The organism is Colwellia sp. BRX8-7, assembly GCF_014077275.1.
Lineage (GTDB): Bacteria > Pseudomonadota > Gammaproteobacteria > Enterobacterales > Alteromonadaceae > Colwellia_A.
On sequence record NZ_JACGVP010000003.1, the window covers coordinates 110,476 to 136,133 of the forward strand.

At 37.1% G+C, this 25,658-nt stretch carries 21 protein-coding genes, 1 tRNA gene and 1 riboswitch; of the genes, 7 read left to right on the forward strand and 15 right to left on the reverse strand.

Annotation, left to right across the window (positions count from 1 at the left end; translation table 11 throughout):
- Positions 1-4: 4 nt before the first annotated feature.
- On the reverse strand, positions 5-508 hold the full coding sequence (locus H4J57_RS04055; RefSeq protein WP_070375187.1) for a MarR family winged helix-turn-helix transcriptional regulator: 504 nt from the start codon (positions 506-508) through the stop codon (positions 5-7).
- Positions 509-1,162: 654 nt separating this feature from the next.
- A tRNA-His gene (locus H4J57_RS04060) sits at positions 1,163-1,238 on the reverse strand.
- A 234-nt stretch (positions 1,239-1,472) separates the two neighbouring features.
- Here H4J57_RS04060 and H4J57_RS04065 point away from each other — a divergent pair.
- Positions 1,473-2,030 carry a DUF1285 domain-containing protein gene (locus H4J57_RS04065; protein ID WP_182180442.1) on the forward strand — a complete coding sequence of 186 codons (558 nt, stop codon included), beginning with the start codon at positions 1,473-1,475 and terminating at the stop codon, positions 2,028-2,030.
- A gap of 49 nt (positions 2,031-2,079) precedes the next feature.
- Here the strand turns inward: H4J57_RS04065 and hemN are convergent, their stop codons facing one another.
- From hemN to H4J57_RS04100, 7 genes are all read right to left on the reverse strand, one after another.
- The gene (gene hemN / locus H4J57_RS04070) at positions 2,080-3,450 is read right to left on the reverse strand and encodes an oxygen-independent coproporphyrinogen III oxidase (RefSeq protein WP_182242038.1); all 1,371 of its coding nucleotides are present in this window, start codon (positions 3,448-3,450) and stop codon (positions 2,080-2,082) included.
- A 152-nt stretch (positions 3,451-3,602) separates the two neighbouring features.
- Entirely contained in the window at positions 3,603-4,094 is a 492-nt protein-coding gene (locus H4J57_RS04075) for a DUF2489 domain-containing protein (protein ID WP_182242039.1), read from the reverse strand.
- A gap of 9 nt (positions 4,095-4,103) precedes the next feature.
- Positions 4,104-4,691 carry a Der GTPase-activating protein YihI gene (gene yihI / locus H4J57_RS04080; RefSeq protein WP_182242040.1) on the reverse strand — a complete coding sequence of 196 codons (588 nt, stop codon included), beginning with the start codon at positions 4,689-4,691 and terminating at the stop codon, positions 4,104-4,106.
- A 773-nt stretch (positions 4,692-5,464) separates the two neighbouring features.
- A complete protein-coding gene (locus H4J57_RS04085; protein ID WP_070375174.1) occupies positions 5,465-5,989 on the reverse strand; it encodes a VOC family protein in 525 nt (174 codons plus the stop codon).
- 126 nt (positions 5,990-6,115) lie between these two features.
- Positions 6,116-7,933: a M61 family metallopeptidase gene (locus H4J57_RS04090; RefSeq protein WP_182242041.1), complete on the reverse strand. Its 1,818-nt coding sequence runs from the start codon at positions 7,931-7,933 to the stop codon at positions 6,116-6,118.
- Between the two features lie 124 nt (positions 7,934-8,057).
- A complete protein-coding gene (gene purU / locus H4J57_RS04095; RefSeq protein WP_182242042.1) occupies positions 8,058-8,918 on the reverse strand; it encodes a formyltetrahydrofolate deformylase in 861 nt (286 codons plus the stop codon).
- Between the two features lie 112 nt (positions 8,919-9,030).
- Positions 9,031-9,285, reverse strand: coding sequence for a VF530 family DNA-binding protein (locus tag H4J57_RS04100; RefSeq protein WP_182242043.1), 255 nt, complete (start codon positions 9,283-9,285; stop codon positions 9,031-9,033).
- Positions 9,286-9,447: 162 nt separating this feature from the next.
- Between H4J57_RS04100 and H4J57_RS04105 the strand changes: the two genes are divergently transcribed.
- Entirely contained in the window at positions 9,448-11,328 is a 1,881-nt protein-coding gene (locus H4J57_RS04105; RefSeq protein ID WP_182221455.1) for a methyl-accepting chemotaxis protein, read from the forward strand.
- Between the two features lie 96 nt (positions 11,329-11,424).
- Here H4J57_RS04105 and H4J57_RS04110 read toward each other — a convergent pair whose 3' ends face one another.
- A complete protein-coding gene (locus H4J57_RS04110; RefSeq protein ID WP_182221456.1) occupies positions 11,425-12,153 on the reverse strand; it encodes a glutathione peroxidase in 729 nt (242 codons plus the stop codon).
- A 155-nt stretch (positions 12,154-12,308) separates the two neighbouring features.
- Positions 12,309-15,563, reverse strand: a complete 3,255-nt coding sequence (locus H4J57_RS04115; protein ID WP_182242044.1) for an ATP-binding protein — start codon at positions 15,561-15,563, stop codon at positions 12,309-12,311.
- 309 nt (positions 15,564-15,872) lie between these two features.
- On the opposite strand from H4J57_RS04115, the gene hutG reads away from it, so the two are divergent.
- A complete protein-coding gene (gene hutG, locus H4J57_RS04120) occupies positions 15,873-16,664 on the forward strand; it encodes an N-formylglutamate deformylase (RefSeq protein ID WP_182242045.1) in 792 nt (263 codons plus the stop codon).
- Between the two features lie 130 nt (positions 16,665-16,794).
- A complete protein-coding gene (locus H4J57_RS04125) occupies positions 16,795-18,156 on the forward strand; it encodes a formimidoylglutamate deiminase (RefSeq protein WP_182242046.1) in 1,362 nt (453 codons plus the stop codon).
- 86 nt (positions 18,157-18,242) lie between these two features.
- On the opposite strand, the gene H4J57_RS04130 is transcribed toward H4J57_RS04125, so the two are convergent.
- Positions 18,243-18,599 carry a hypothetical protein gene (locus H4J57_RS04130; protein ID WP_182218171.1) on the reverse strand — a complete coding sequence of 119 codons (357 nt, stop codon included), beginning with the start codon at positions 18,597-18,599 and terminating at the stop codon, positions 18,243-18,245.
- A 134-nt stretch (positions 18,600-18,733) separates the two neighbouring features.
- On the opposite strand from H4J57_RS04130, the gene ccoG reads away from it, so the two are divergent.
- The 3 genes from ccoG to H4J57_RS04145 are packed head-to-tail and all read left to right on the forward strand — an operon-like array spanning position 18,734 to position 21,818.
- Positions 18,734-20,167 (forward strand): cytochrome c oxidase accessory protein CcoG, encoded by a 1,434-nt coding sequence (gene ccoG / locus H4J57_RS04135; protein ID WP_182242047.1) that lies wholly within the window; start codon positions 18,734-18,736, stop codon positions 20,165-20,167.
- A complete protein-coding gene (locus H4J57_RS04140; RefSeq protein ID WP_182242048.1) occupies positions 20,167-21,144 on the forward strand; it encodes a serine/threonine protein kinase in 978 nt (325 codons plus the stop codon). The genes ccoG and H4J57_RS04140 overlap by 1 nt, the downstream gene beginning before the upstream one ends.
- 41 nt (positions 21,145-21,185) lie before the next feature.
- On the forward strand, positions 21,186-21,818 hold the full coding sequence (locus H4J57_RS04145) for a thiol:disulfide interchange protein DsbA/DsbL (RefSeq protein ID WP_182242049.1): 633 nt from the start codon (positions 21,186-21,188) through the stop codon (positions 21,816-21,818).
- 30 nt (positions 21,819-21,848) lie between these two features.
- On the opposite strand, the gene H4J57_RS04150 is transcribed toward H4J57_RS04145, so the two are convergent.
- Genes H4J57_RS04150 through H4J57_RS04160 form a run of 3 tightly spaced genes read right to left on the reverse strand, consistent with a single transcriptional unit; the run spans position 21,849 to position 25,330 of the window.
- Positions 21,849-22,517: a TVP38/TMEM64 family protein gene (locus tag H4J57_RS04150; protein WP_182242050.1), complete on the reverse strand. Its 669-nt coding sequence runs from the start codon at positions 22,515-22,517 to the stop codon at positions 21,849-21,851.
- An 11-nt stretch (positions 22,518-22,528) separates the two neighbouring features.
- Positions 22,529-24,634 (reverse strand): SHOCT domain-containing protein, encoded by a 2,106-nt coding sequence (locus H4J57_RS04155; RefSeq protein ID WP_182242051.1) that lies wholly within the window; start codon positions 24,632-24,634, stop codon positions 22,529-22,531.
- A 45-nt stretch (positions 24,635-24,679) separates the two neighbouring features.
- Positions 24,680-25,330 (reverse strand): single-stranded DNA-binding protein, encoded by a 651-nt coding sequence (locus H4J57_RS04160; RefSeq protein WP_182242052.1) that lies wholly within the window; start codon positions 25,328-25,330, stop codon positions 24,680-24,682.
- Positions 25,331-25,449: 119 nt separating this feature from the next.
- Positions 25,450-25,568, forward strand: a riboswitch (TPP riboswitch).
- Positions 25,569-25,658 lie beyond the last annotated feature (90 nt).

Here is a 25,658-nt window from a genome sequence, read left to right on the forward strand (position 1 = left end):
GTATTTACTTATTAGATGCGTCAGCTTTACTACTGCTGCTGGCGCTCATCGCATCAAGCTCTAATAACGGAGCCGCATCTATTTCATTTGCATCCATCATTCCAGCCAATCGTTCCATAGATGAAAGCAACTGTGATTGCTCCCATTGCGCTAAATTCGAAAATTTATCAATAAAATGCTCTTGCAATGCTTGGGGGGCATTGAGTAAAAGTGCTTTACCATCCTCGGTTAAATATAAGCTCACTCTACGTTTATCTTGGGTACTACGTATTCTTGAAACTAAGCCTTTATTCTCTAGCCTGTCCAAAATATTGGTCACGGTAGCAGCACTTAAATTAACATTTTTGGCTACTTGGCTTGAATTTATACCAGAAACTTTATCTATTTCTAGCATAATTAATAATTGTGGACTGGTTAAACCCGAAGTTTTATTAAGGTGTTTTGAATGTAAATCGATTGCCCTGATGACTTTCCTTAAGGCAATTAATAATTGTTGATGTTTTTCCATTACAGTGTACTTCTTACTTTAATTACTATTAGTTTAATCAAAAAAATCAGCAACACCTAGACAAATTACCTAAATAGGCGTTATTAGATGGTTTTAAAGATAAATTTAGAAAAACCCTATAACTAAAGGGACTTGAACCCACAGTAAACGAAAATGGAATCACTGATGGATGTGTGTTCTATTTGAGATAAACTTATAAAGAATAGGGTGGCTAAAGGGACTTGAATCCACGGTAAACGAAAATGGAATCACTGATGGATGTGTGTTTTCTTTGAGATAAACTTATAAAGAATGGGGTGGCTAAAGGGACTTGAACCCACGGTAAGCGAAAATGGAATCACTGATGGATGTGTGTTTTCTTTGAGATAAACTTATAAAGAATGGAGTGGCTAAAGGGGCTTGAATCCACGGTAAACGAAAATGGAATCACTGATGGATGTGTGTTTTCTTTGAGATAAACTTATAAAGAATGGGGTGGCTAAAGGGATTTGAACCCACGGTAAGCGAAAATGGAATCACTGATGGTTTTATTTAATATGTTATAGGTGTGATTATACAGAAATGGGGTGGCTAAAGGGACTTGAATCCACGGTAAGCGAAAATGGAATCACGGATGGTTTTATTTAATATGTTATAGGTGTGATTATACAGAAATGGGGTGGCTAAAGGGACTTGAACCCTCGACAACCGGAATCACAATCCGGGGCTCTACCAACTGAGCTATAGCCACCACTGATATTACTTGAAGCGCCCAGTGATAAGGCGCGGAGAGTATATTGTATTTTTAAGCAGATTGACAAGAAAAATTTTTGCTTTTAAGCGTTTTATAGGCAACATTCTGCTTAACTGTACTTTTTGCTGATTATTAACTTAATTTTAGATGCTGTTTTACTAATGTCTCCTCATACTGTATTTTTACCTTAGGTATTAAAATTACTATCCAGCGGATAATTTGGCGGTATAAATGTCACTAGACAAAATTTCTGAACAATTAAATAAGCTAACACCAGGTAACACTAAAAAATTACCGCCGATAGAATCATGGAACCCGCCGTATTGTGGCGAAATTGATCTACAGGTCAAAGGTAATGGTGACTGGTTTTATGGCGGCACAATATTTAAACGGTTATCGTTAGTTAAACTTTTTGCTTCGGTCTTATTAAGAGAAGTCGCTGGTGATCGCGACGAGTACTTTTTAGTGACACCCGCTGAAAAAGTTAAGATTATCGTTGAAGACGCCCCTTTTGTATTAACGCAATGGGCTTGGCAAGATGATAACAAATCAATAATGACGGTTAGTACCAATGTAGATGACGAGTTCGTGCTTGATGAAACTCATCCGTTAACGATGAATGCTAACGGCGAATTATATGTATTAGTGCGTCGTAATTTATTGGCAAAAGTTCACCGTAATGTTTATTACCAATGGGCCGATTTAGCACAAGAAGAGGTTACAGAAAAAGGCGTTGAATTAATTTTTTCAAGTGCTGACCACAAGTTTAGTTTAGGAAAAATTGATTAAATTTCTCACCTTTATAGTTATTTATTATTTATAAAGGTGAGAGTTCCGCTTAAATTACCCGCGAGAAGCGCTGTTGGTTAACGTGCTGTTTCATGTAAGCATCAAAACTCATGCAAATATTACGAATCAACAAGCGTGCCTTCTGATCTACTTTAATAAAATCAGCAGTATTTTCAACCAAACCATCACTGATAAATGTTTTCAGTAGTGGTAAATCTTCAGCAAAATATTCTTCAAAATCAATGTCGTACTTATTACTGATCTGTTTTTTATCAATATATAAATTACACATTAATTCACGAATAACTTCGCCACGGATCACGTCATCTGTTGATAAGCTAACCCCTTTCACTTGTGCATTTTTTCTAGTATCTATCGCTTTATAATAGGCTTGCAATTCTTTAATATTTTGACTGAAAGAAGTACCGATATTACTAATAGAAGAAACACCTAATCCTAACAAGTCACAACCACCCTTAGTGGTATAACCTTGAAAATTGCGGTGTAGGGAACCCTCTTTTTGTGCAATAGAAAGTTCGTCATTAGGTTTAGCAAAGTGATCCATACCAATGAAATCGTAGCCAAATCCACAAAGCTTTTCGATGGCAAGTTTCATTAAGGCAAATTTTTCTTGCACGCTGGGTAACCATTCGTCACGTAATTTACGTTGGGCAGCAAATCGGTTTGGAATGTGTGCATAGCTAAACAATGAAATACGGTCGACATCCATCTCATGAGCTTTGTTAAGCGTTTTTGTAAAGGTTTCTATAGTTTGGTGAGGCAAACCATAGATCAAGTCGATATTAATTGATTTGAAGCCCACTGCCTTTGCATGGGCAATAAAGTCGCTAATAAATTCGGTTGATTGCACACGATTAATTGTTTCTTGTACTTTTTTGTCAATGTCTTGTACGCCAATACTTAGACGATTAAAACCTAAATCAAAGAGGTGTTCGGCAAGGTTCATTTCAATTTCACGCGGATCAATTTCTATACTCATTTCTACATGTTCAGCAAAAGTGAATTTTTCTTTTAATAAAGAGACTAATTTTGTGATTTGGATATGGGTTAAAAAGCTGGGTGTGCCGCCACCCCAATGGAGTTGTTTAACGGTGTAGTCAGTAAAAAATTCAGCTCGTGAACTAATTTCTTCCGCTAAAAACTCTAAGTAGGTATCGGCCTTGTCACGGTGGCGGGTAATAACTTTATTACAGCCACAGTAGTAGCAAAGGCTATGACAAAAGGGAATATGTACATACAAGGACAATTCACGGTTGGGTGAATCTTTCACTGCTTGGATGAAATCTTGTTCAGAAAATTCATCATGAAATTCTAATGCCGTTGGATAAGAGGTATATCTAGGTCCACTGGTATTATATTTAGACAGTAATTTAGGGTCAAAAAATTGATTTGCTTGCATGGTTGGTTACCGAGTTAGCCATTACTTATATACGCGTTATCAATCAAAATATAGATTGAATGGTAACGGGTATATGCTAAGCAACAGTTTAACAATGCAAACATTAACAATATTGATCGAACGCAACAAAGCGTTATTAACTTAGTAAAAAATTAACTTGCTAGTGCACTCATACGTTCTTGAGCATATTGATGCAAAGAGGTAACGTCAATTTTTATCTGTGCGGATAAATCGCTCTCTGCTTTCATACGTTCAAAATCAAGTTTCATACGCTCATTTTTGGCAAGTTTCTTTCTTGCATCAAGAATAGGCATATGTTTAATTTTATCATAAAGTTCAAATACTGCAGGAAACTCTGCTGACAAACCACTGCTCAACTTTAAAGAATCGAGCAATACACTCAATCGCCAACAACCCTCAGCGATATCACATTGCTCTTCTTTCATTGCGTGGGCAATAATCACAACACTACTAAGGATCTTACTATCGTGCTTTGCTAAGGCAATTTTTTTGTCTTGCTCTGCCTGTTTTATTTTAGCTGTTTGTGCTTTTAGCTGGCTTAATAATTTCACCGCATAAAAAGCAAGCGCAGCAATAATAATTACTCCGCCAACTACTATATAAATCCAAGGAGTTGAAAACATGATAAAGCCTTATTCGAATTTTGACAGGTCGCTGTTGTCAAATTTATCCCAAAGATCATCACCAGATTTTGCTTTGCTAGCTGTTTCAGGTGATTCGTCGTCGTCATCTTCATCTTCTATGCCGAGTATCTCACGTAGTTGTTGATGACGTTCCATTTTTTCATTGAAATAATCAACATCTTCGTTACTTAGCGAAATATCTTCATCTTGCTGGGCAAGGATACTTTGCAAGCGGCTATCTTCTTCAATAGCGAAGAGCTCTTGCTGCAATGAGGTATCAGCTTCAACAACACGAATAGCAGCAATTGGAGAGTTATCTGCTTTTACTTTGTTTTTGGCTTTAAAAGGTTGCACTGCTGCTTTTACCGGTCCGCCAAGGTCTATCGGTTTTTTACTACCAATGCGCGGATCTTTCTTTTCTGTAGGTAAGTGAGATTCTTTACCTGCATCAAATGCTTCTTTTTGTCGGTTGCCGGCTTGCTTTCCTGTTTTCTTCTTTGGTTTTCTATCAACAGGAACTAGAGCTTTTTTCTTATCATCTTTTACTGCGCCGATAGGACCATTGCCTTGTTTTCTAGATTTTTTGGTACGAGACATAAAATAATTTCGTTTTTAAATTCAATGGTTCTATTTTACGTTATATTGTAGGAAACAGCGATAGTGTTTTTCATGATTAATTTTCAGACATAAAAAAACGATGAACAAGTCATCGTTTTCATCAAACTTTAAGTGGTTATCCTAACCTATTAGCAATTCCGTTTATAAGCTTTAACGTATTATTATTTTTTATGTTGCGTTAAATACTCGGTTCATTTTTTATCGGTCATCCTGACACTTTATTGGGTTGTCCTTATCGGTCAATTGACCTAAATATTAACAATCATCCTGATATTAACTTAATCATCCGTATTCTTTAAAAGTAACCTCTCATAAGAGAAGGTTAAGGCTTTCCGTGCAATTCAATCCATTTTGTTATTTGGCTACAAAGTAGCTGGACAATACTTTACCTTAGTTTATAAATGTCGCAAGTTATAAATATACATTTATTTACAATTCATTGAGTGTAAAAGGTTAACTTGTTGTTTTTAAAGTCTATTGATTTATTTAAAAGTTAATGGATGGTAAGAATATGTTTTCTCTATGGTTAATGTCTTACATAAAAAATCACAGATGGAGTACATTGTTGCGCTCGCTTTATATACGAAATCCTTCGTTTTATGTACTAATGTCCTATTTCGTTCAGTTAATGAGAGAAATTTTTTGTGAATTTTAGGTTATACCATGTGCGCAATAAACTAAGCTAAATAGAAATAATAGCTTAGTTTTATTTATTGGATATTGTTTGACCATTAACGAGGGGCAAAATAGTTTTATTCGTGTAACCAGGCCGCGTGTTTTGGTGCAACTTTAGTAACAGCCCACTCTTCAATCATTAAAGGAGCAACCCTTTTTAATTCTTTCATTTGTTCAACTGTACCGGTATTCGCTGCCAATTCTAAGCGATGACCACTCGGGTCAAAGAAATAAATTGATTTAAATACACCATGATGAACTGGGCCTAATACATCAACACCTTTACTTTGTAACTCTTCTTTTGCGGCGACAAGTGCATCAACATCTTCAACTTCTAATGCGATGTGCTGTACCCATGTTGGTGTGTTTTCATCTCGGCCCATGGTTGGAGAATTAGGAATTTCAAAAAAGGCTAAAACATTACCCATGCCCGCGTCTAAAAATATGTGCATATAAGGGTCTGGTGCCTTAGTCGACGGTACCTCATTTTCAGCAATGGCTACCGTTAGCTCCATGTTCAAATGTTCTTTGTACCAATCAACAGTAACTTTTGCATCAGTACAACGATAAGCGACGTGGTGAATTCGTTTCATTTTGATCATTTTAAACCCTTAATATTCTAGTTTTGAAAGCAATAAGGTTATTTTTGCACAAAGTAACTTTTGTTACTAGTTTGTGGGTTTTTAATTACACTAGCGTTTTACTTTTTTGTGGCAAAAAATTTACAGTTAATTTTTACAGCGCCATTTTTTGCTAAGCGTGCTGTCTACTTCTGTAATAGCGATGGCCGCCAGAGGTGAATCAAGAAAAACAATGTGACCGGTCATTAACTGATCATCACGAAAATAGTGGCAGGTTAGCTCAGTATTTTCTGGTAAATGATCAGCCAGTTGCTGCAACGATTTTTCAGTCACTTTTATATTATTTACGGCAAGTAAAATATCGTTAACTGCCAAGCCGGCTTCAGCTGCAGGAGAGTTTTCAATAACCTGAGTAATCTTTACGCCTGAAGGTAGCGCGCTATATTGTGCACCGATATAAGGAGAATAAGCGTTATTGTCAGTAGTCTCTAAACTATTAAACTTCTTGAACTTTTGAGCAGTAAAGGCAATACCTACTTGCTTAAGTAACGGGGCTAATTCAATACGTTGAGCATTGCTAAGTAAGGCTTGAAAAGCTACTGTAATATCGTCATTACAGAGAATATTGGCAATGTTTATAAAGTCTTCCTCACAGGTACCAATATTTGTTCTACCAAAATGTATCCATAATTCACGCATTAATGTGTCTAAGCTGTAGACACCTGCTGACTTTTCTCTAATAGTTAAATCTAGCCAGAGTGCAATTAAAGCGCCCTTAGTATAATAACTAACAATATTATTTACGCCATCTGGTCCTTGTTGATAAAACTTGGTCCAAGTATCAAAGCTGGAGTCGCTGACACTTTGTTTTAATTCCCCTTTACCCCGGTATACTCGGGTAGCTGTCTTAGATAATTGCAGTAAATAGTCTTCAAAACTGATCAATCCACTGCGAAACAATGAAAAATCATCATAATAAGACGTGATGCCTTCATAGGCCCACAATTGTCTCGTGTGAACTTCGTGCTGTAAATTGTAGGGAATAAATTCTTTCGGTTTAATGCGGCATACATTCCAAGCGTGAAAGTATTCATGTGAACATAAGCTGAGAAAAGTTTGATAATTTTCAGACGTTTCATCAGGTCTATTAGGGTTGGGTAAATCAAAGCGACTGGCTTGTAAAATTGTCGAGTTTTTATGTTCAAGCCCACCAAAACCGCTGCCTAACAAATGGGTAATAAACCAGTACTCTTTAAAAGGGACCTCACCAAATAAGTTAATATGATGCTGGCAAAGCTTAGCTATATCTCTTTTTAGGCGCTCCCGATCACCAAAATGTTGGCTAGTAAAGACTAAGTGATGGGTAACACCTTCGACAACAAATTCAAAAGCATCGAAGTGACCAATGGCAACAGGACAATCGATAAGTTCTTGGTAGTCTTTAGCAATGTAATCACCTAATTGATATTTATCAGTGCCTGTAGCGCGTGTTAAACCCGTGGCAACTCGCCAACTATTTAACTGTGGCGACGATTTAGTCGTTAATTCTTGTGGTAATGCAATAGTTAACTGACAGCGTTCATCTGGCAATTCTTGCACTTGTAAAAAAGTTGAACTGCCATTAAAAAAGCCACGTTCACTGTCTAAGTAAGCGGTGCGTACCGATAAATCAAAAGCGAATACTTGATAACATATTGAGGTAGTGACACTTGTTGCGGTAAATTGCCAAGTTTGTTTATCGGTTTTATTCAGCGCAATTGTCTCAGTATTTTGAGCTGCTTTTTGATCGCTGTTATAAGCGCTAATTTCCGTAATATTTTTTGCGAAGTCACGGATCATATAGCTACCCGGTAACCAAGCGGGTAGCGATAAATGGTAAGTCTTATCCACTTGTGTGGCAAAAGAAAGCGTAACCAAAAATAAATGACTGTTTAGATTTTGAGGCGTTATTTGGTAGTGGATCATCGGAAAAGACAACTAATTAAGACAAAAGGTTATGGCTTAATGTAGCAGAAATAGTGAATGAAAACAGTAAAGCACCCAGCGTATTGGGTGCTTTACTCGTTACGTTTACCTTATAAATTAACCGCTAAAGTAAAATAACTGTTTTGCTCTGATTCAAACAGACACGCTGCTCGGCATGCATTCTAACCGCATGAGACAATGCTGTTGCTTCAATGTCGTGACCACTATGAACCATCTGCTCTATCGTCAGGCTATGGTTAATGGCTTTTACTTCTTGCACAATAATAGGTCCTTCATCTAAGTCACTAGTGATATAGTGGGCGGTTGCGCCAATCACTTTCACACCACGTTGGTGGGCTTGATGGTAAGGTTTTGCGCCTTTAAAGCTGGGTAAAAAAGAATGATGAATATTAATAGCTCGACCTTGCCATTGTTGACAAAAATCATCAGACAAAATTTGCATATAACGCGCAAGCACTAATAAGTCTGTTTTGTAATTTATTAATAAGGCTTGTAGTTCACTTTCTTGTTGCGCTTTTGTCGAAGAAGAAATAGGTAAGTGATGAAAAGGAATTTTATGCCAATCAACTAAAGCTTGGCAGTCCTGATGGTTTGAAACCACAGCAGCAACGTTAATAGGTAAAACACCGGCTTTAACTTTGGTTAATAACGACACCAAGCAATGATCATCTTTAGATACCGCTATAACGACATTTGGAAAATCATCACGTTCTCTTAATTGAAAGTTCATCGCAAGCGGTTGGGCTAATTCGGCTATGGCTTGACGGAATTGTGCAATCGAAACGGTTAAATTTCTGTCATCAAATGCGATACGCGAGAAAAAAATCGAGGTATACGGGTCGCTGTACTGTGAGGTTTCAGTAATAAAAGCGCCGTGTTGATAAAGGCTCTGAGAAACTTTTGCTAATACTCCTGAAGTATCAGGGCATTGCCAAGTTAAAATATAGTGATTAATGGGTTTCATACCTGACTCCAAAAAATAATGAATATGGAGTCAGTGTGACAGGTTTTTAATCAAGCAATTAGTTTATTGCGCTATAAGCTAAAATTTTTATCAATATGAGCAGCTTGTGAGATTATTGACCGCTATTTTTTTCATCATTTTCTTGATGCACTTTATGATAATTTTTGATAAATAGTGCCTCAACTTTTTCACGTGCCCAAGGCGTTTTACGTAAAAATTTTAAGGTTGAATTGATACTAGGATCTTCAGTGAAGCATTTAATTTTTATTTGTTGACTAAGCGCAGGGTAACCAAAATATTCAACAAGTTCGGTAACAAGTGCTTTTAAGGTAATGCCGTGTAATGGGTTGAAAGGTTGATTGTCCATAAGAGTAATTAGCGATACTATCAATAAAAATATAGCGTTATTTTATCAGATTAATTTTGAAGTTGCTTTCAAAAGATTAAATGCAAGGGGAAGTTGGATCTAGATATTTCCAGTGCTATGGTAATGCCATGAAGTTAGCTAATAAAGTAAGAGAGATCATCAGTGATTAAATTAAAATTTTCCCATAAAATTATTATGGTGACTACGGTATTATTACTAATAGCCTTGTCGGTATCTACATCAATTAATTATATATTCTTAAAAGATCACACCCAAAAAAATCTTAACAATGCCATCGATGAAATAGGCCGTTCGGTTTCTGGAAATATTGCTAACTGGTTAACGAATCGTCTACAAATAATCGATGCAGTGGCGCTTAATATTACTGACATTAATAGTCATGAAGAAATTTTTCATGCGGTTCAGCAAGCAGTAAAAGCCGGGAAGATGAAAAATACCTTTGTTGGACTAGCCAGTACCGGCGAATTTATTCTTGATGATTTAACGATACAACTCCCAGAAGGTTTTGATATTCGTCAGCGCCCTTGGTATTTGCTTGCAAAAGAAGGACGTAAGTCTTCTTTTACTGAAACTTATATAGATGCCACGACGGATCAAAAAGTATTGACTGCTGTAGCGCCTATTTTGAAAAATGGACAATTTGTTGGTGCAGCAGGAGGTGATATTTTTCTAGATGAGATTTCATCGATTCTGAATGAAATTGATTTTCTTGATTTAGGCTATGCCTATTTAATGACTTCAAAAGGGAAGATTCTCAGTCATCCTGATGTGAAATATGTCGATAAAGATGTGAGTGAATTATTAGGTCAAACACCGCCATTTTCGAGTGACTTAAATGAGATTAATAATAACACCATAGTTTCATTTATCCCCATTAAAGGCATTGACTCGGTTAATTGGTATGTAGGTGTCGTACTTGACAGCGAAAAAGCTTACCAACCCATGGTGAACTCGAGAAACATTGCCATTATTGTGGTTATAGCTAGCTTACTTGCAACGATTATTCTTATGCATTTATTGTTTAGCTATTTAATGAAACCTATTCATACCTTAAACCTTGCCATAAAAGGTATTTCTCGTGGCGACGGTGATTTAACCCAACGTTTATCGGTTGAGAGCCACGATGAGTTTGGTGAACTATCAGAAAACTTTAATGATTTTATAGAAACTATGCATCATTCGATGCGACGAGTTAAAGAGTCAGCGGCAAATTTACAACAGCAGATTGGCCAAGTTCGACAAAGTTCACAAGTCGGTATTGATATGGCCGATCAACAGCTTAATCGTGGTGAAAGTGTATCGACAGCGGTAACAGAGTTAAATAACTCTTCACAAGAAATTTCGACTAACGCACTAACGGCTTCTAACTTAACATCAGGCATGCAAGCGCAGTCAAATGAAGGGCTGGTGGCACTCAATGAAAATATTCAGTCAATTGAACATTTGTCGAAAATAATGACACAGTCAAGCGGCGAAATCGAAAAATTAAGCAGTGAAACTAAAAATATAGTCAGCATTTTAGATGTTATTAAAGGGGTTAGTTCACAAACTAATTTACTCGCGTTAAATGCCGCTATTGAAGCGGCACGAGCAGGGGAGCAGGGTCGAGGTTTTGCTGTGGTAGCTGATGAAGTTAGACAGTTAGCACAACGCACTCAAGAAGCGGCACTTGAAATCGAAACCATGATTGATAACTTAGAAACAGGCACCGACGCGGTGGTTATTTCTATGGATGAAAGTCAAAAAAATAGTACCAGTAGTGTGCAAAAAGCCAAAGTAGCCGACGAAAAAATGCAATTAATTATTCATATGTTACAACAGGTTGATAATGAAAATCATGCAGTAACTGAAGCTACTCAACAACAAGTTAATGTGATCAGATCAATTGATGAAGATATATTAAATTTGATGGATTTAAATCAGCAAGGCGTACAAAATTTACAGCAAACGCAGCAAGCTTGTGACAGTTTACAACAAGAATTCACCGGCTTAAATGATATAGTGGGTAAGTTTAAAGTCTAACGAGCAAGTGTAAAAAAAAGCTAGATAACGTGAGTTATCTAGCTTTTTTTATTGTATCGCCAACAATAAGTGTTGAATGCTGGCTAATAATAAAGTTTAACCAAAGTAAGCGGCTAAATCTTCACTACCACCAATGTTTTTACCATCAATAAATACTTGTGGTACGGTATCTGAGTTAGTAATAGCACGGAACATTGAAGTATTTACGTCGCTACCAACGATCAATTCTTCAAACTTTAAACCTTGGCTTGTTAATAATGCTTTAGCCTTTTTACAAAATGGACAATCGGGCTTACTAAAAATTGTAATTTCTTGAGATTGTACAGCTTCAGGATTAATGTAATTGAGCATGGTATCGGCGTCAGATACTTCAAATGGGTCGCCAGGTAAATCAGGTTCAATGAACATTTTTTCTATAACGCCATTTTTTACTAGCATTGAATAGCGCCAGCTACGCTTACCAAAACCAATTTCTTTTTTATCAACTAATAAACCCATCGCTTGAGTAAAGTCACCATTGCCATCAGGAATGAAACTAATGTTGGCTGCGTCTTTGTCTTGTGCCCAAGCATTCATTACAAAGGTATCGTTAACAGAAATACAAACAATTTCATCAACACCATTAGCGTTAAATTTTTTCGCTAGTTCATTGTATCTTGGTAAATGTGAAGATGAACAAGTCGGTGTAAATGCGCCTGGTAATGAAAATACAATGACGGTTTTATTAGCAAAAATATCATCACTGTTTCGACTTGCCCAACCATCGGCAGTAATAATAGGAAAAGTAGTGTTTGGAACTTGCTGTGTTTCTTTATTGGTAAACATAGTCACTCGCTTTGATTGATTTGAATCGATTAAGTGACACTAGTATGGGTGAATAATTTGATTTAATAAAGTGATAAAAACAATTCACAATGATTGATTAAAGCGATTGATAATAAAAAAATTAATCTAGATTGATGATGAAAGAATCACATGACTTATGACAATAGCCAACGTTTAATTTCTTCGGTCATTATATCTAGTTGTAAATAAAGGTGGCTAGCAGATGCTTTTATATCTTTACTATTTTCAGCCCTGGCTTGCTGGCTAACCTCATTGAGCGTTTTAGCTATTTCAGGGTGGGAAAAATACCGTGTACTGCCTTTTAGCTTGTGAGCAAGTGCTTGTATATATTTATGATCAAAATTCTCGGTGGCGCTTAGCCACTGCTTTTTTTCTTTTTGCCATGAAGCGATAAAAAGTCGACCAACATTTTTACTCAGTTCGATGTCGTGCTCATTATTTTTCAGCAGCATGTCTAAATCAAAAAGGCTGAAATTTTGTTTAGTTAAGTCGTTTTTCTGTTGTTTCTTTAATAACTGTCGATAAGCATTGTTGAGCTTGTTGGTTATTTCTTCCTGTGGGCAAGGTTTAGCCATATAGTCATTGAAACCTGCAGCAATACACCTTTCTGCCGCGCCACTCAAAGCATCGGCGGTTACAGCAATTAACCAAAGCGGTCGGCTTTGCTCGTTTGCTGTTAACGTTTGAGCGAGTTCAAAACCATCAACATTTGGCATATGACAATCAGATATAATAATGTCATAAGCCTGTTTTTCATGTAAATCTAAAGCTTCTTGGCCGTCGTAAGCAATATCGGCTTTAATATTTAGACGCGCAAGTTGCGCACAGAGCACTTTAACGTTTACTAGGTTATCTTCGGCAATAAGAATACGTAGGTCTTGAAAACGGTTATCGTCAGCGGCATTAATTAAACGCGTATTACTGCGACGGTTATCGGTGGAACTTTCTAAAGTTGACTGTTTTAGCTTTAAGCTAAAATGGAAAGAACTCCCTTGGTTTAGCGTTGAATCAATCTTAATTTCGCTACCCATCGCTGATATTATTTCTTGGCAAATACTTAACCCTAAACCCGTACCACCATATTTTCGCGTAATGTCGTCATCGGCTTGAATGAAGGGAGTAAATAAGAACGTTTGTTTTTCCGCCGCTATGCCCATGCCGGTGTCTTTTACTTCAAAATAAAGTGTGTCGTAGGTGTTTTTATTGATAACCTCACTGCTAGCAACCGTAACAATTAAATCGATTTGCCCTTTATCGGTGAACTTAATCGCGTTACTAAGCAAATTATTAAGCACTTGTGTAAAGCGTGTCGGGTCGGTTAAATAGCAGTGGCTTATTTTATTGTCTATGTGTAAATTAATTTCTAATGGTTTGTGGTGTTCAATGTGATTGAAGCCACTAATAATATTTTTACAAAGTAAATTAAAATTCACTGGCACCGACTCTAAAGTCAGTTTGCCGGCGTCCATCTTTGAAAAGTCGAGCACATCATTGAGCAAAGCGAGTAAGTTGGTTGCCGAGCCTTGTAATGTTTCAAGTAAATCATTCTGCTCTTTATTTAAAGGTGTGAAAGCAAGGGCTTCTGCCATACCTAATACACCGTTCATCGGCGTTCTAATTTCATGACTCATCCGCGCAAGAAAAGTTATTTTCGCTTGAGCTGATTTTTCAGCTTCTATTTTTGCAGACTCAGCAATAGATAATGCATGTTCAATTTTTAGTTGGGCAAGCTTTCTGACCCTAAGCTGTCGATAATAAATCCAAAAAATAATCAGCCCAAAAAGCATAATAGCGACAAACAAATAACTGACATTTCGATAAGCATTAGCAATTTGTTTATCGGCATTATTTTCATGGAAAGCCGTTTGACTCCATTTTGCATAAAGTCTTTCGTAATCTGTGGCAGAAAGACTTTTAATGGTGCGATTAAGTAAGCTAATAATAATATCGTTACCGGGGTTACTCGCGAAAAAAAACTGAGCATTATCATTAAAGTTTATTAATGGTTGGCTAGTGAGATTTGAGAGTTGATTTTCTTTAACCAAATAAGAAGAAATCAGAGAGCCACCAATAAAGACATCAGATTCACCCAAAGATACTGAAGTAATGGCCGCATTCATCGAGTCAAAGTAATTAAGGTGTGCAAAAGGAAGTTTTTCTATTAATAATTGGGTGGCATTAAAATTATTAACCACAGCAACTTTTTTGTCACCTATGCCACTTAAACCATCTATTATCGTGTCATTATAGCGATAAACAATACTATAACTGGCTTGCAAATAAGGCTCAGAAAAAATAAGCTTTTTCTCTCGGTCTTTATTGCGCTCAACCAACGGCAGTACATTAATTTTTTGCTGTGCTAAAGACGAAAAAATTTGCTCAATATTTTTTACATAAACAGGTTTATAGATAATACCGGTTCGCTCAGTTGAAAGCGTAAATAAATCAATGGTGAAGCCGCGCTCGGTAATGTGATTAAAGTTTTTAGTAATAATGTAGGGCGGAAAACCTCCAGACACCACCGGAAAGGAAAGTTGATTATGGTCAATAATAAAATCTTTTTCAACAACAGATAAATTTGTAAAATAGGCGCCAAAAGTTAACGAGATATTTCCTTCATTTAAGGTAATGTATTTGTTATTCCATAACTCGGCTTGTTGTCGACTCACTGAGCGAATGCCATCGTTAATTTTATGCATCAAGCTTCTATTGTTTTTATTCACGGCAAAGCGAAAGTAAACTTCTGGTGCTTCATCTTCAGTAATATGAAAATCACCACTGAGCTTATATTCGTTTAACTTTTCATTAAGTAACCAGGGTTTTGTTGCATATAAGGCATCATACTTTTGATAATCGCCAAGCAGTTTATCAATATCTTGATAATAATAACGTTCAATATGGCGACTAAGAAAATTTAAAGTTGACTGATCGTCAGAGTAGATACCTATTTGCAGACCATTACTTTTATTACTTTGAATGCGACGAAACACTTTTTGTTTGAATTTAGCATAGGGAATACTAAAAAATAAGTTTGTTTGATCTTGCTGGTAGTGAGTAACGGCGACCACATCAATACTCTTATTAGCAAGCGATTGATAAGCCTTTTCTGTTGGCATGTAGCTAAACGATACTTCACGTTGATTATCTATTGCCCAAATTTGCCAATATTCTTTAAGAAAGTTAACCAGCAGTTGAAACTTCTCTCCAGAAGCTGCATTGATTGACGGCCTATCAGGTAAAGCTATTCGAAGGGGCGCTTTATTGTGGGATAGTTGCTCTGCATAGACACTAAAAGTGACTAACAAAATACTGCACAATAATGTGCGCTTAAGCCAAGTAGACAAGGGCCATAACATACTCTTTATATCGCTTATAATGTCATCATCCATGGTTTAAAACTTAGATTTTTATTTAAGTTTATCTATGAAGGCAGAAGTGAAGTATTAATAAATACACTCTATGCTATAAGTAGCAAACCAGCAAATTTTAATAAATAAGTGATTGATTTAATATAATGAAAATCAGATGTTTTTTAGGTAATACGATCTACTGCTGCCCGGGGGCTTATTAAATAAACCTTAGCGGCCAACAAGTAAAGCAACTAAAAAGATCAGCATCACAACGCAATAAATTTGCTTGCTACAGTAACAGCATGATAAATTACCCCTAAAGTTGTATATACAATTAAAAGGTTGAAGATGTCTAACACTTACACGTTAATAAAAGGTCGAATTCCATTGCTTATCAGCATGCCGCATAACGGTGAGGCTTTACCTGAATACATTGCCAATAAAATGACTGAACAAGGCAGGAAAGTGGCTGATACTGATTGGCATAAAGACAAGCTTTACGCCTTTGCTCAAGCGCTTGGTGCGTATATTATCATGCCCAAATATAGCCGCTATGTCATTGACCTAAATCGAGATCCAGCAGGTGTTGATTTATACCCTGGTGCCAACAGTACTGAATTGTGTCCGACGACTTCATTTGACCTTGCGCCACTTTACCTTGAAGGACAAGCACCAGACAAAGATGAAATATTACATCGAGTAACCACGTATTGGCAGCCTTATCATCAAGCATTAAAAAGCACTCTAGCTGACATACAGAATGAATTTGGTAAAGCCGTTTTATTAGAGGCCCATTCTATTTTGTCGACCGTGCCGAGATTTTTTGAAGGCCAATTACCCGATTTTAATTTTGGTACAGCTGATGGTAAAAGCTGCGCGCCTGAATTAATCACTGCACTACAAAAACTTGATTACTCACCTTATAGCATAATCACTAACGGGCGGTTTAAAGGCGGCTTTATTACCCGAGAGTATGGTCAACCGCAAAAAAATATTCATGCGGTACAGTTAGAGCTTTCACAACGTACTTACATGAGTGAGCCCAGTCCAGAATACAATGAAGCGTTGGCAAGTGAGGTTATTCCTAAGCTTAAACAGTTAGTAGAAACCTTGATTAAGTTTTCACAACAAAAAGCCTAGTGTAGGTGTGCTCGTATGAATGAGTCGCGATAACTATTTTATTAAGCCTTAATCATTAGTCAGTGGTGAATAGGTAAACGCAGTAAATGTAGATTGGGTTTTACAACAAAAATTAGCAAAGGTATTTTCGATGAAGTTATTTGCAGAACGTATTTTATTAAGCAGCGGTTGGCACACGCAGCAAACATTAACCATAGAAAATGGAGTGATCACCGCAATAACATCAGGCCATATTGACGGCGCTGAGCAAGTAGAGGTTGTTATTCCTGGTATGGTTAATTGCCACTCCCATGCTTTTCAACGTGCCTTTGCGGGTTTCAGTGAACAAGGTAGTGAAGGGCAAGACAGTTTTTGGACATGGCGAAGCATCATGTACAAGTTTATCGATCAACTGACGGTAAACGATGCCGAAATAATTGCCCGACAGCTTTATATTGAAATGCTTAAAATGGGTTATACCCGTGTTGCAGAATTTCATTATTTACATCATGAAATTAATGGTGAAAACCATGATGAACTTGCTGCCATGGCAAAAGCCATTTTTAAGGCCAGTCAGCAATCGGGAATTGGTTTAACATTATTACCGGTACTTTATCGTTTCAGCGGCTTTGGTCCTTTACCGGCAAATGACGGCCAAAAGCGCTTTATTAATTCAGTAGAACAATTCAATCAACTGGTCAGTGACTGCTTTACCTTAAGTGCTCATTATCAAAATACCAATGTTGGCATTGCGCCTCACTCATTAAGAGCGGTTGATAAAACGTCGTTAGAGCAAGCGGTAAAACATGTTCGTAGTTTAGATAATAAAGCGCCAGTGCATATTCATATCGCTGAGCAGCAAAAAGAAGTCAATGATTGTTTAGCGCATTATGGTCAACGTCCGGTGGAATGGTTATTAAATAATGTCGCATTAGATCCGCAATGGTGTTTAATTCATGCAACACATATCAATGAACAAGAACGCCGAGGAATTATTGCCAGTAAAGCGATTGCAGGAATTTGCCCAACCACTGAAGCAAATCTAGGTGACGGTATTTTCCCCACCAGTGAATTTTTAGCAGAAAATGGCACCTTAGCGATTGGCTCTGACAGTCATATTTCAGTGAATCCTATCGAAGAGTTACGCTGGTTAGAATACGCACAACGCTTAATTAAGCAACAACGTGCTATTTTAGCAACAGAAAATCAACCTTCAGTGGGTCGTAATTTGTGGCAACAAGCAGCCTTAGGCGGCGCTCAAAGTACAAATAGCAATACCGGTGAGTTAGCGATAGGTAAACAAGCCGATTTACTGGTACTTAATGCCAAAAAAGTGGCTTTGTTTGCCCACCACGACCAACACTTATTAGACAGTATGATTTTTGCAAGTCAGCATAATATGATTAACGACGTTATGGTTAATGGCCACTGGGTGATTAACGGGGGTGTTCATCACCTAGAGCAAGAGTCTGAACAAGCATTCTCTAAGCTATTGGCCAGTCTTTCTGCTTAGCATTAAACTGTTATCGCGCATCTAAGTCTTAGAACTGCTCGATAACAGCTTGATATCTTTTATAGGTTATTAATTTTTTAATTTACCTATAACAACGAACTATACTGAGCAATTGTTTTACAAACTTTCGCTTGGTTGTCTCGGTGCAAATGTGGGGATTGTTGTTTGGCATTACAAAAATCAGTAAAAAAAGCTTTTACCGACTTTCTATCGCTGGTTATTTCTTTTAAAAATTGTTGTTCTTCAAGACTAAAATTGACAAGCTGACTCTTTAAGTCAGTATAAATTTTATCGGCCTTCAACCTTACTTTAGTATCTGTAGCTTCTGAAAAGGCATTAGAAATAACGTTTTTCTGTTCTGAAAACCACTCGTCTACTTCTGGTTGAGGATAAAAGTGTAAAAATAATGCCGCTGCGACGATTAAGATCAATAAATTTTTCATAATTCTTTATATAATTGAATGATTATATAAGAATAATCAATTTTCAGCTTATTCACTAATATTAATTGTTTTATAACGTATTCTTAGATAAATATCGTTATAATCTTGAGGCTCTCGTATATCAAGGATTTATCGTGAAATCAGAAGACAAGATCAAAAAAGCGCAGATTCAAATTCCCGTTAAAAATATTAAAATACATCAACCTAATCAGGTAGAAACCTACCAGCCTCGTGATCAAATTTATGTGCGCAAAGTAAGTGGTATTTTCCAATTACTTAGGCAGCGGATGAACTTTTTTTTCTTAGCACTTTTTGCGATACTGCCTTGGTTGCGATATAACGATCATCAAGCCATTTTATTTGATATTGCCGAACAACGCTTCACGCTCTTTGGACTAACCTTGTGGCCACAAGATTTAACCTTACTCGCTTGGCTCTGTATTCTTAGTGCTTTTTTACTGTTTTTTGTTACCACCTTTTTAGGGCGTGTTTGGTGTGGATATTTATGCCCACAAACTGTCTGGACCTTTATTTTTATCTGGTTTGAAGAAAAAATTGAAGGTACCGCTAATCAGCGTAAAAAACTGGACAGCCGCGAACTTGATTTTGACAAATTCTGGCGTAAAGCCTTAAAACATACTTGTTGGTTATTTTTCTCAATACTAACGGCACTAACGTTTGTCGGTTATTTTGCACCGGTTGATGAAGTGTTTATTGACTTTTTTACTTTTCAGGCCTCGTTTGCTTTAGCAGCGACTGTTTGGTTCTTTGCTTTTTGTACTTATGGTAACGCTGGCTGGATGCGTGAAATTATGTGTCTACATATGTGTCCTTATGCACGCTTCCAATCAGCGATGTTTGATAAAGATACCTTAACGGTTTCATATGACTTTAATCGCGGTGAAAGCCGTGGTGCACGCTCTCGTAAAGTAGCACATGAATCATTAGAATTAGGTGACTGTATTGACTGCAACCTTTGTGTGCAGGTCTGTCCAACCGGTATAGATATTCGTAACGGCTTACAATATGAATGTATAAACTGTGGTGCATGTGTTGACGCATGTGACGGGGTTATGGACAAAATGAATTACCCGAAAGGGCTAATACGTTACACCACCGAGCATGAGTTACAAGGTAAAAAAGTTCATTTTATTCGTTCAAAATTAGTGGGTTATGCCATCGTTCTGGTAGTAATGTGTAGCTTGTTAGTTTTAGAAATTGTTAATCGAGCTCCGGTCACTATGGACATTATTCGCGACAGAAATGAACTGGCCAAAGAAAAATTTAACGGTGATATAGAAAATGTGTACACCTTAAAAATCTTAAATAAATCGCAAACTGATAACGTTTATCGCTTGTCTGTTAAAGGTATTGAAAACACTAAGTGGCATGGCGAGCAAGAAGTCATGGTAAAAGCCGCCGCTGTGTATACGTTACCAATGAGTCTGTCCGTAGATCCCTATGAATTAAAAGGTTACATGACCGATATTTCATTTGTTATTGAGTTGGTTTCAGAGGAAGATGATGTTTCTCTTGAACATGAAAGCAGGTTTTTTAATAAACGCTAATGTCTGTATTTGATTTTACTACCCTATCACCCGACTTGATCTTAGATGGCCTAGAAAGTACAGGCCTCTTTGTTGACAGTGGCTTGCTGGCTTTAAATAGTTATGAAAACCGTGTTTATCAATTTCACGACGAAGATAAGAAAAAATACGTCACCAAGTTTTATCGACCGCAACGCTGGACCGAAGCTGAACTTAGAGAAGAGCATAGCTTTTCTTTTGAGTTAGCAAAACATGAATTACCCTTAGTTGCGCCGTTAAAAATTGGTGGTGAATCGCTTTTTTCTCATCAAGGTTTTCATTTTGCTATCTACCCTTGTCGAGGCGGACGTATTTTCGAAGTAGACAATTTAGATCAGCTTGAATGGATGGGACGATTTTTAGGGCGTATTCATGCCGTCGCAGCGACAAAACCTTTTAAACATCGCCCGACCTATAACAAGCAAGAGATGCTTTTTCAGGCCACTGATATTATAAAAGACTCTGGTTTTGTGCCAAACTACCTAAGCAAAGCTTTCTTTACTATTTTAGAACAAGTGGTTGATATTGCTGCGCAGCAATATCAACCCAGCCATGAAATACGTTTACACGGTGATTGTCATGCCGGTAATATTTTATGGACAGACAAAGGTCCACATTTTGTCGATTTAGATGATTGTCGCATGGGACCTGCTATTCAAGACCTATGGATGATGCTTTCAGGTGATCGCCAACAACGGTTATTACAACTTGATACTATGCTTTCGGGATACGAAGAATTTTATTCATTTGAACCCAAGCAACTTATTTTGATAGAATCATTACGTACCATGCGTGTTGTTAATTATATGGCTTGGTTATGTAAGCGTTGGCAAGATCCAGCGTTCCCGCATAACTTCCCATGGTTTAATACCGATAAGTATTGGGAACAGCAAATTTTAATGTTGAAAGAGCAAGTGTCTGCCCTTCAACAGCCACCATTAAGTTTATTACCTGCATAATTATTAATAGCGCAGGGCTATTGTTTGAGGAAAAACGTTAAATGAAAAAATTATTGAGTTTATTTGTGATGTTATTATTGCCATTAATGGCATCAGCAGCAAATTATCAAGAAGGTACGCATTACACGATCGTGAGCGAACAGGCGACCAAAAAGCCTGAAGTACGTGAATTCTTTTCATTTTACTGTCCACATTGTTTCAAGTTTTCACCTTTCATGACTAGCGTTAAAAAGCAGTTACCAGCAGGGGTTAAATTTGAATTCAATCACGTTGATTTTTTACGTGGCGCTTCTCAAGTTATGCAGGAAACGTTAAGTAAAGCGGTAGTTGTTGCCGAGCAAATGGACATGGAAAGTAAGCTAATGGGCGCACTTTTTAATTATATTCATGTGCAGCGCGCAGTCTTTACTTCTGAAAAAGATATTCGTAATGTTTTTGTTTTGAATGGCGCTGACGGCGAAAAGTTTGACAAATTAATGAAAAGCTTTGGTGTAAATAGCCAAGTAAAACAAATGAAGAAAAAGCAAACCTACTACGCAAAAAGTGGTGGTTTAACTGGTGTGCCAGCCGTTATTGTTAATGGCCGCTACAAAATTGAAAATGCAGGTTTAGACAAAAAAAACTTTGAAGCTGACTATAATAACTTAGTGAAGTATTTGTTAACACTCAACTAAATAACCGTTAGCAAGATAATAAAAAAGGAGCTAAACAGCTCCTTTTTTATTGCGTTTTTTTTCTTTTTTATACAATAAATAGCCAAAAATTAACGCAACAACCAGTAAAGATAAACTCAGTAATATTTGCTGTTCCTCACCAACTTTAATACCTGCGCCCAGTAATGAAAATATCAACATCTGTGGAATAAAGCCAACACAAGTGCCTGTAACATAGGGGACAAACTTTACCTTAGCCATGCCTGCCAATATGTTGGTTAAAAAGTTTGAGCCCGCAGGTAACAAACGAATAACTAGAGCTTTGCTGAAGGTGTCCGTTGAGAAAAAAGCAGACAACACCATTACTTTGTCGGGGTAAGCGTCAAGCACTCTTTGTCTAAAAAAGGTTTTTGCGATAAATAACGTTAGCATGCAACCGAGTGTTGCCGCTAAAGTGGCCAGCAACGTCCCATAAACAATGCCAAAGATGTAACCACAAGAAAAAGCAGCGACTTGCCTGGGTAAACCGATACTGGTCAGTAATGCCAATAGGCTTAAAACCATTAACACCCCCAGATATCCTTGAGGAATAAACTGGTCAAGTAGTGGCTGTAGGTTGTTGTTTTTCAATACATCTAAAGAAAATAACACGCTAAAAAGAATGGCAATACTAATTAATGTGGTCATTAAAAAAAGTGTTTTAGTTTGTTTGCTCAGCATCTATATCCATATTAAACAATCATATCTGATAAAATTTTCGCTTTAGCTAAACTAAACTCTTCATCGGTTAAAAAACCTTGTTGCTTTAAATCAACAAGCTTGTCTAGCGAACTTATTAATTCGGAATCATGAACAACGATGTCGTGCAATACAGCTGCGGTTTGCTTACTAGGTAGGGGGTCTTTTATTACGGATGCATCAATGCTTTCAGGCTCGGCCTTTTTTTTCTTAAAAACTTTTTTTATCGCGCTCTTAACTATGGTTACTTTCAGCGGTCGTACCGTTGTTGCTTCTGGATTCAGCTGGCTGGCAATAAGCCAACTCCAATCAATTAATGACTCTAAAATATCAAAATATTTAGCTTTGGTTAGACGCTGGTTACCTTTTCTAAAATATAAGCATACAACATATGTTTTAGCGTTTTTATCGGTTAAATAAAGCAGGACTTGTCGAGTTTCATCATTAATAAGCTTATGGCGATGCGCTTGATTAAATGACAAGCGCAGTTTGTTCTCGCATTGCTCATTGTAACCATGGTCAATATCCTCATTAATAATACTGACGTTGCTATCGTTTACCCAAATTTCACTTTTAACAATATCGGCAATAGCCAATTGACTGTCTATTTCTGACTGATGGCGCTTGTAAAACGATACGGTGGTTTGGCTAGTATCGAGTTCAAAGCGTGCAAACATACCTCTTAATTTTGCTTTTTGATTGACCGTTTTTAGTCGTACTCGATAAAACACCACCGCAACCACCAATATAAACAGGGTAAGCAGTAGTTTGCCATAAGCGCTATTGTTGAGTGGCGCCGATTGTTCATCACTTTTATTCTCCACCTGAATACGCTTACTATTCTCACTTTTTAACGGGATAGCCTTTACTGATAATAATTGTTTATTGGTTAAATCTAACAGTAAGGGTTCGCCGTTGTGATCAAAGAGTAATGACACTTTATTTTTTGGAGAAAGCTCATCACGACTAAAAGACAAAATAGGTAATGCAGCAGCGCCACTTTGAGCTTCACTATTTACCGTCGTGGTATTCAATTGGGCAAGTTGCCAATTTTTTGCATCGTTAATAAGATATAAGACACTACCTACAGACGCTTCTAAGTTTCGCCCATAATAAGGGAAAATATTTCCATCAGTTCCTTGAGTAGATTTCAGCGGAAAAACAAGGTTATTTTGGTAAGAGTCTCGCCAGTCAGCACCTTTATCAGCAACAACAACTTGGTGACCGCCATCGTAGTCATGTTCTACGAGTAATGCGCCATAATGTTTTTTTGACCACGAAAAAGAACTAATGCTTTGAGCGCCTAAAATAAAAATCTCATTGTTAACGTCGTTTGTTTTCATAAAAGGGTTACTACTTGGCACCCTATAATTTCTTAAGCCAAATTTCTCAGGATTAATGCGTAACACAACGCCAGAATATAAAGCGCCTTCGCTAGCGTTGGCTGAGCTAGCGTTACTGTCAGACAAAGCAACAAGCATTAAGCCATAATCATCGTGCCATACTTTATTATATGGATTAAAGGCAATTTTCTGTATTTGATGTGTGGCAGTTGGCACCGCAATTCTCAGCACTTCTCTGCGTTTCTGCACATCAATTTTAATTGCCGCTGTGTTGTCGTATTGCCACTGTGTTATCACAGCGTCAAATGGCAATGCAACGGGATCGGCTAACAGCGTTAATCGCGCAACATTATTGTTTATTTTAGCGGGCTCAATATGTGCAGTAAAAAAGCTTTGGAAGCCAGTTTTATCTGCTAACGAAAAACTGGGGTGAAACGTTAGCGCGGTTAATTTAACTTGTTTATCGGTAGTATGATTATTTAAAGGTAAGCTTGCTAAAAAAGTGAGCTTGGCATTATTAAGTAAAGACAATTCGCCAGCAGCGTCTGCAATTAAGTATTGCTGCTTATTCTCACTGTTAACAGGTAATGCAATTACGGTTGTTTTATTGGTTGAACTTAGGCTAGGCAGCTGCGCTAAAACTTCGAGTTGAACTTCTTCAGCAATCGCTGTTAAGGGCGTTAATAGGCAGCAAAAAGCCAGCAACATTGGAAGTGATCGCGTAGTTATTTTTTTTATATAATGAAAAACGTCCATATTTTGCCAACAATCCTAATTTTATAAAATTATAGGTAATCCATTTTAATGTTTCAATAAAATGACTTGGTGTGAATCAATAAATTGTGATTTTTTACTATCATTGAGATAGCTTAATCTTCCGTCGACAACTAATTGGTCGCCTAGCTCGGCCTTATCTTTAATATAATGTGCTTGTTTGCCCCAGATATGTACCGAACGTTCGATAGAAATATTTTGGGTTTGCTGTGTTATAGGCGAATACACTAAATTATTAACGGTTAAGTTAAGCGCGACTAATTCTTTATTATTCTCGGTTAGTACTAAATCAATATCGCTGCTTATTTCACCACTCATATGCACTTGGTTTATTGATTGGGCGTAACCCTTTGCAAATGTTTGTGCATAAGTGGCGTGTAATATTTCACGGTTAGCTTTTTTACTATTAAGTAAATAGCCTTGCACTAAAATAACATCACCCTTTTGCGAGTGAATAAGTGAACGATCAACAATATCACCAATAACTTTAACCGTATGATAACTCGTCCATTCTTTAAACTGTTGGCTCGTTTTGTCAAACCATCGGCTATGGGTCGCTAATACTAACTCAGCTACAGCAAGGACCGGGTTTGCTTGATAACGAATATCAGGCTTAGCAACTAAATTTCCTAATAAGGTTACTGAACATAAATGATTTTGGCTTAGATGATTTGTCATGGCAATTTAATAAAAAAAACTATAGTGCTAATTTACTGAAAATCATCAAATTAAGCAAATACATGACATTAAATAACCATAATTTTTCTGTACTTTGATGATAAAATTGTTAGTATGCCGAACAAACCAAGGGGTGCAATAAAAAGCTGTTGTTAATAGGCTTTTGTATTGCTGAGAATTTTTACCCTTAATACCTGAAACGGATAATGCCGGCGTAGGAATGGTTAATATGTTAAATATTTATCGTAAACACTTTGTGTAAGTGCTTACTTACGGTGTATTTGCCTTATTGCTCTTTTTTGCTTGCATGCCACAAAAAGAGCCCAGT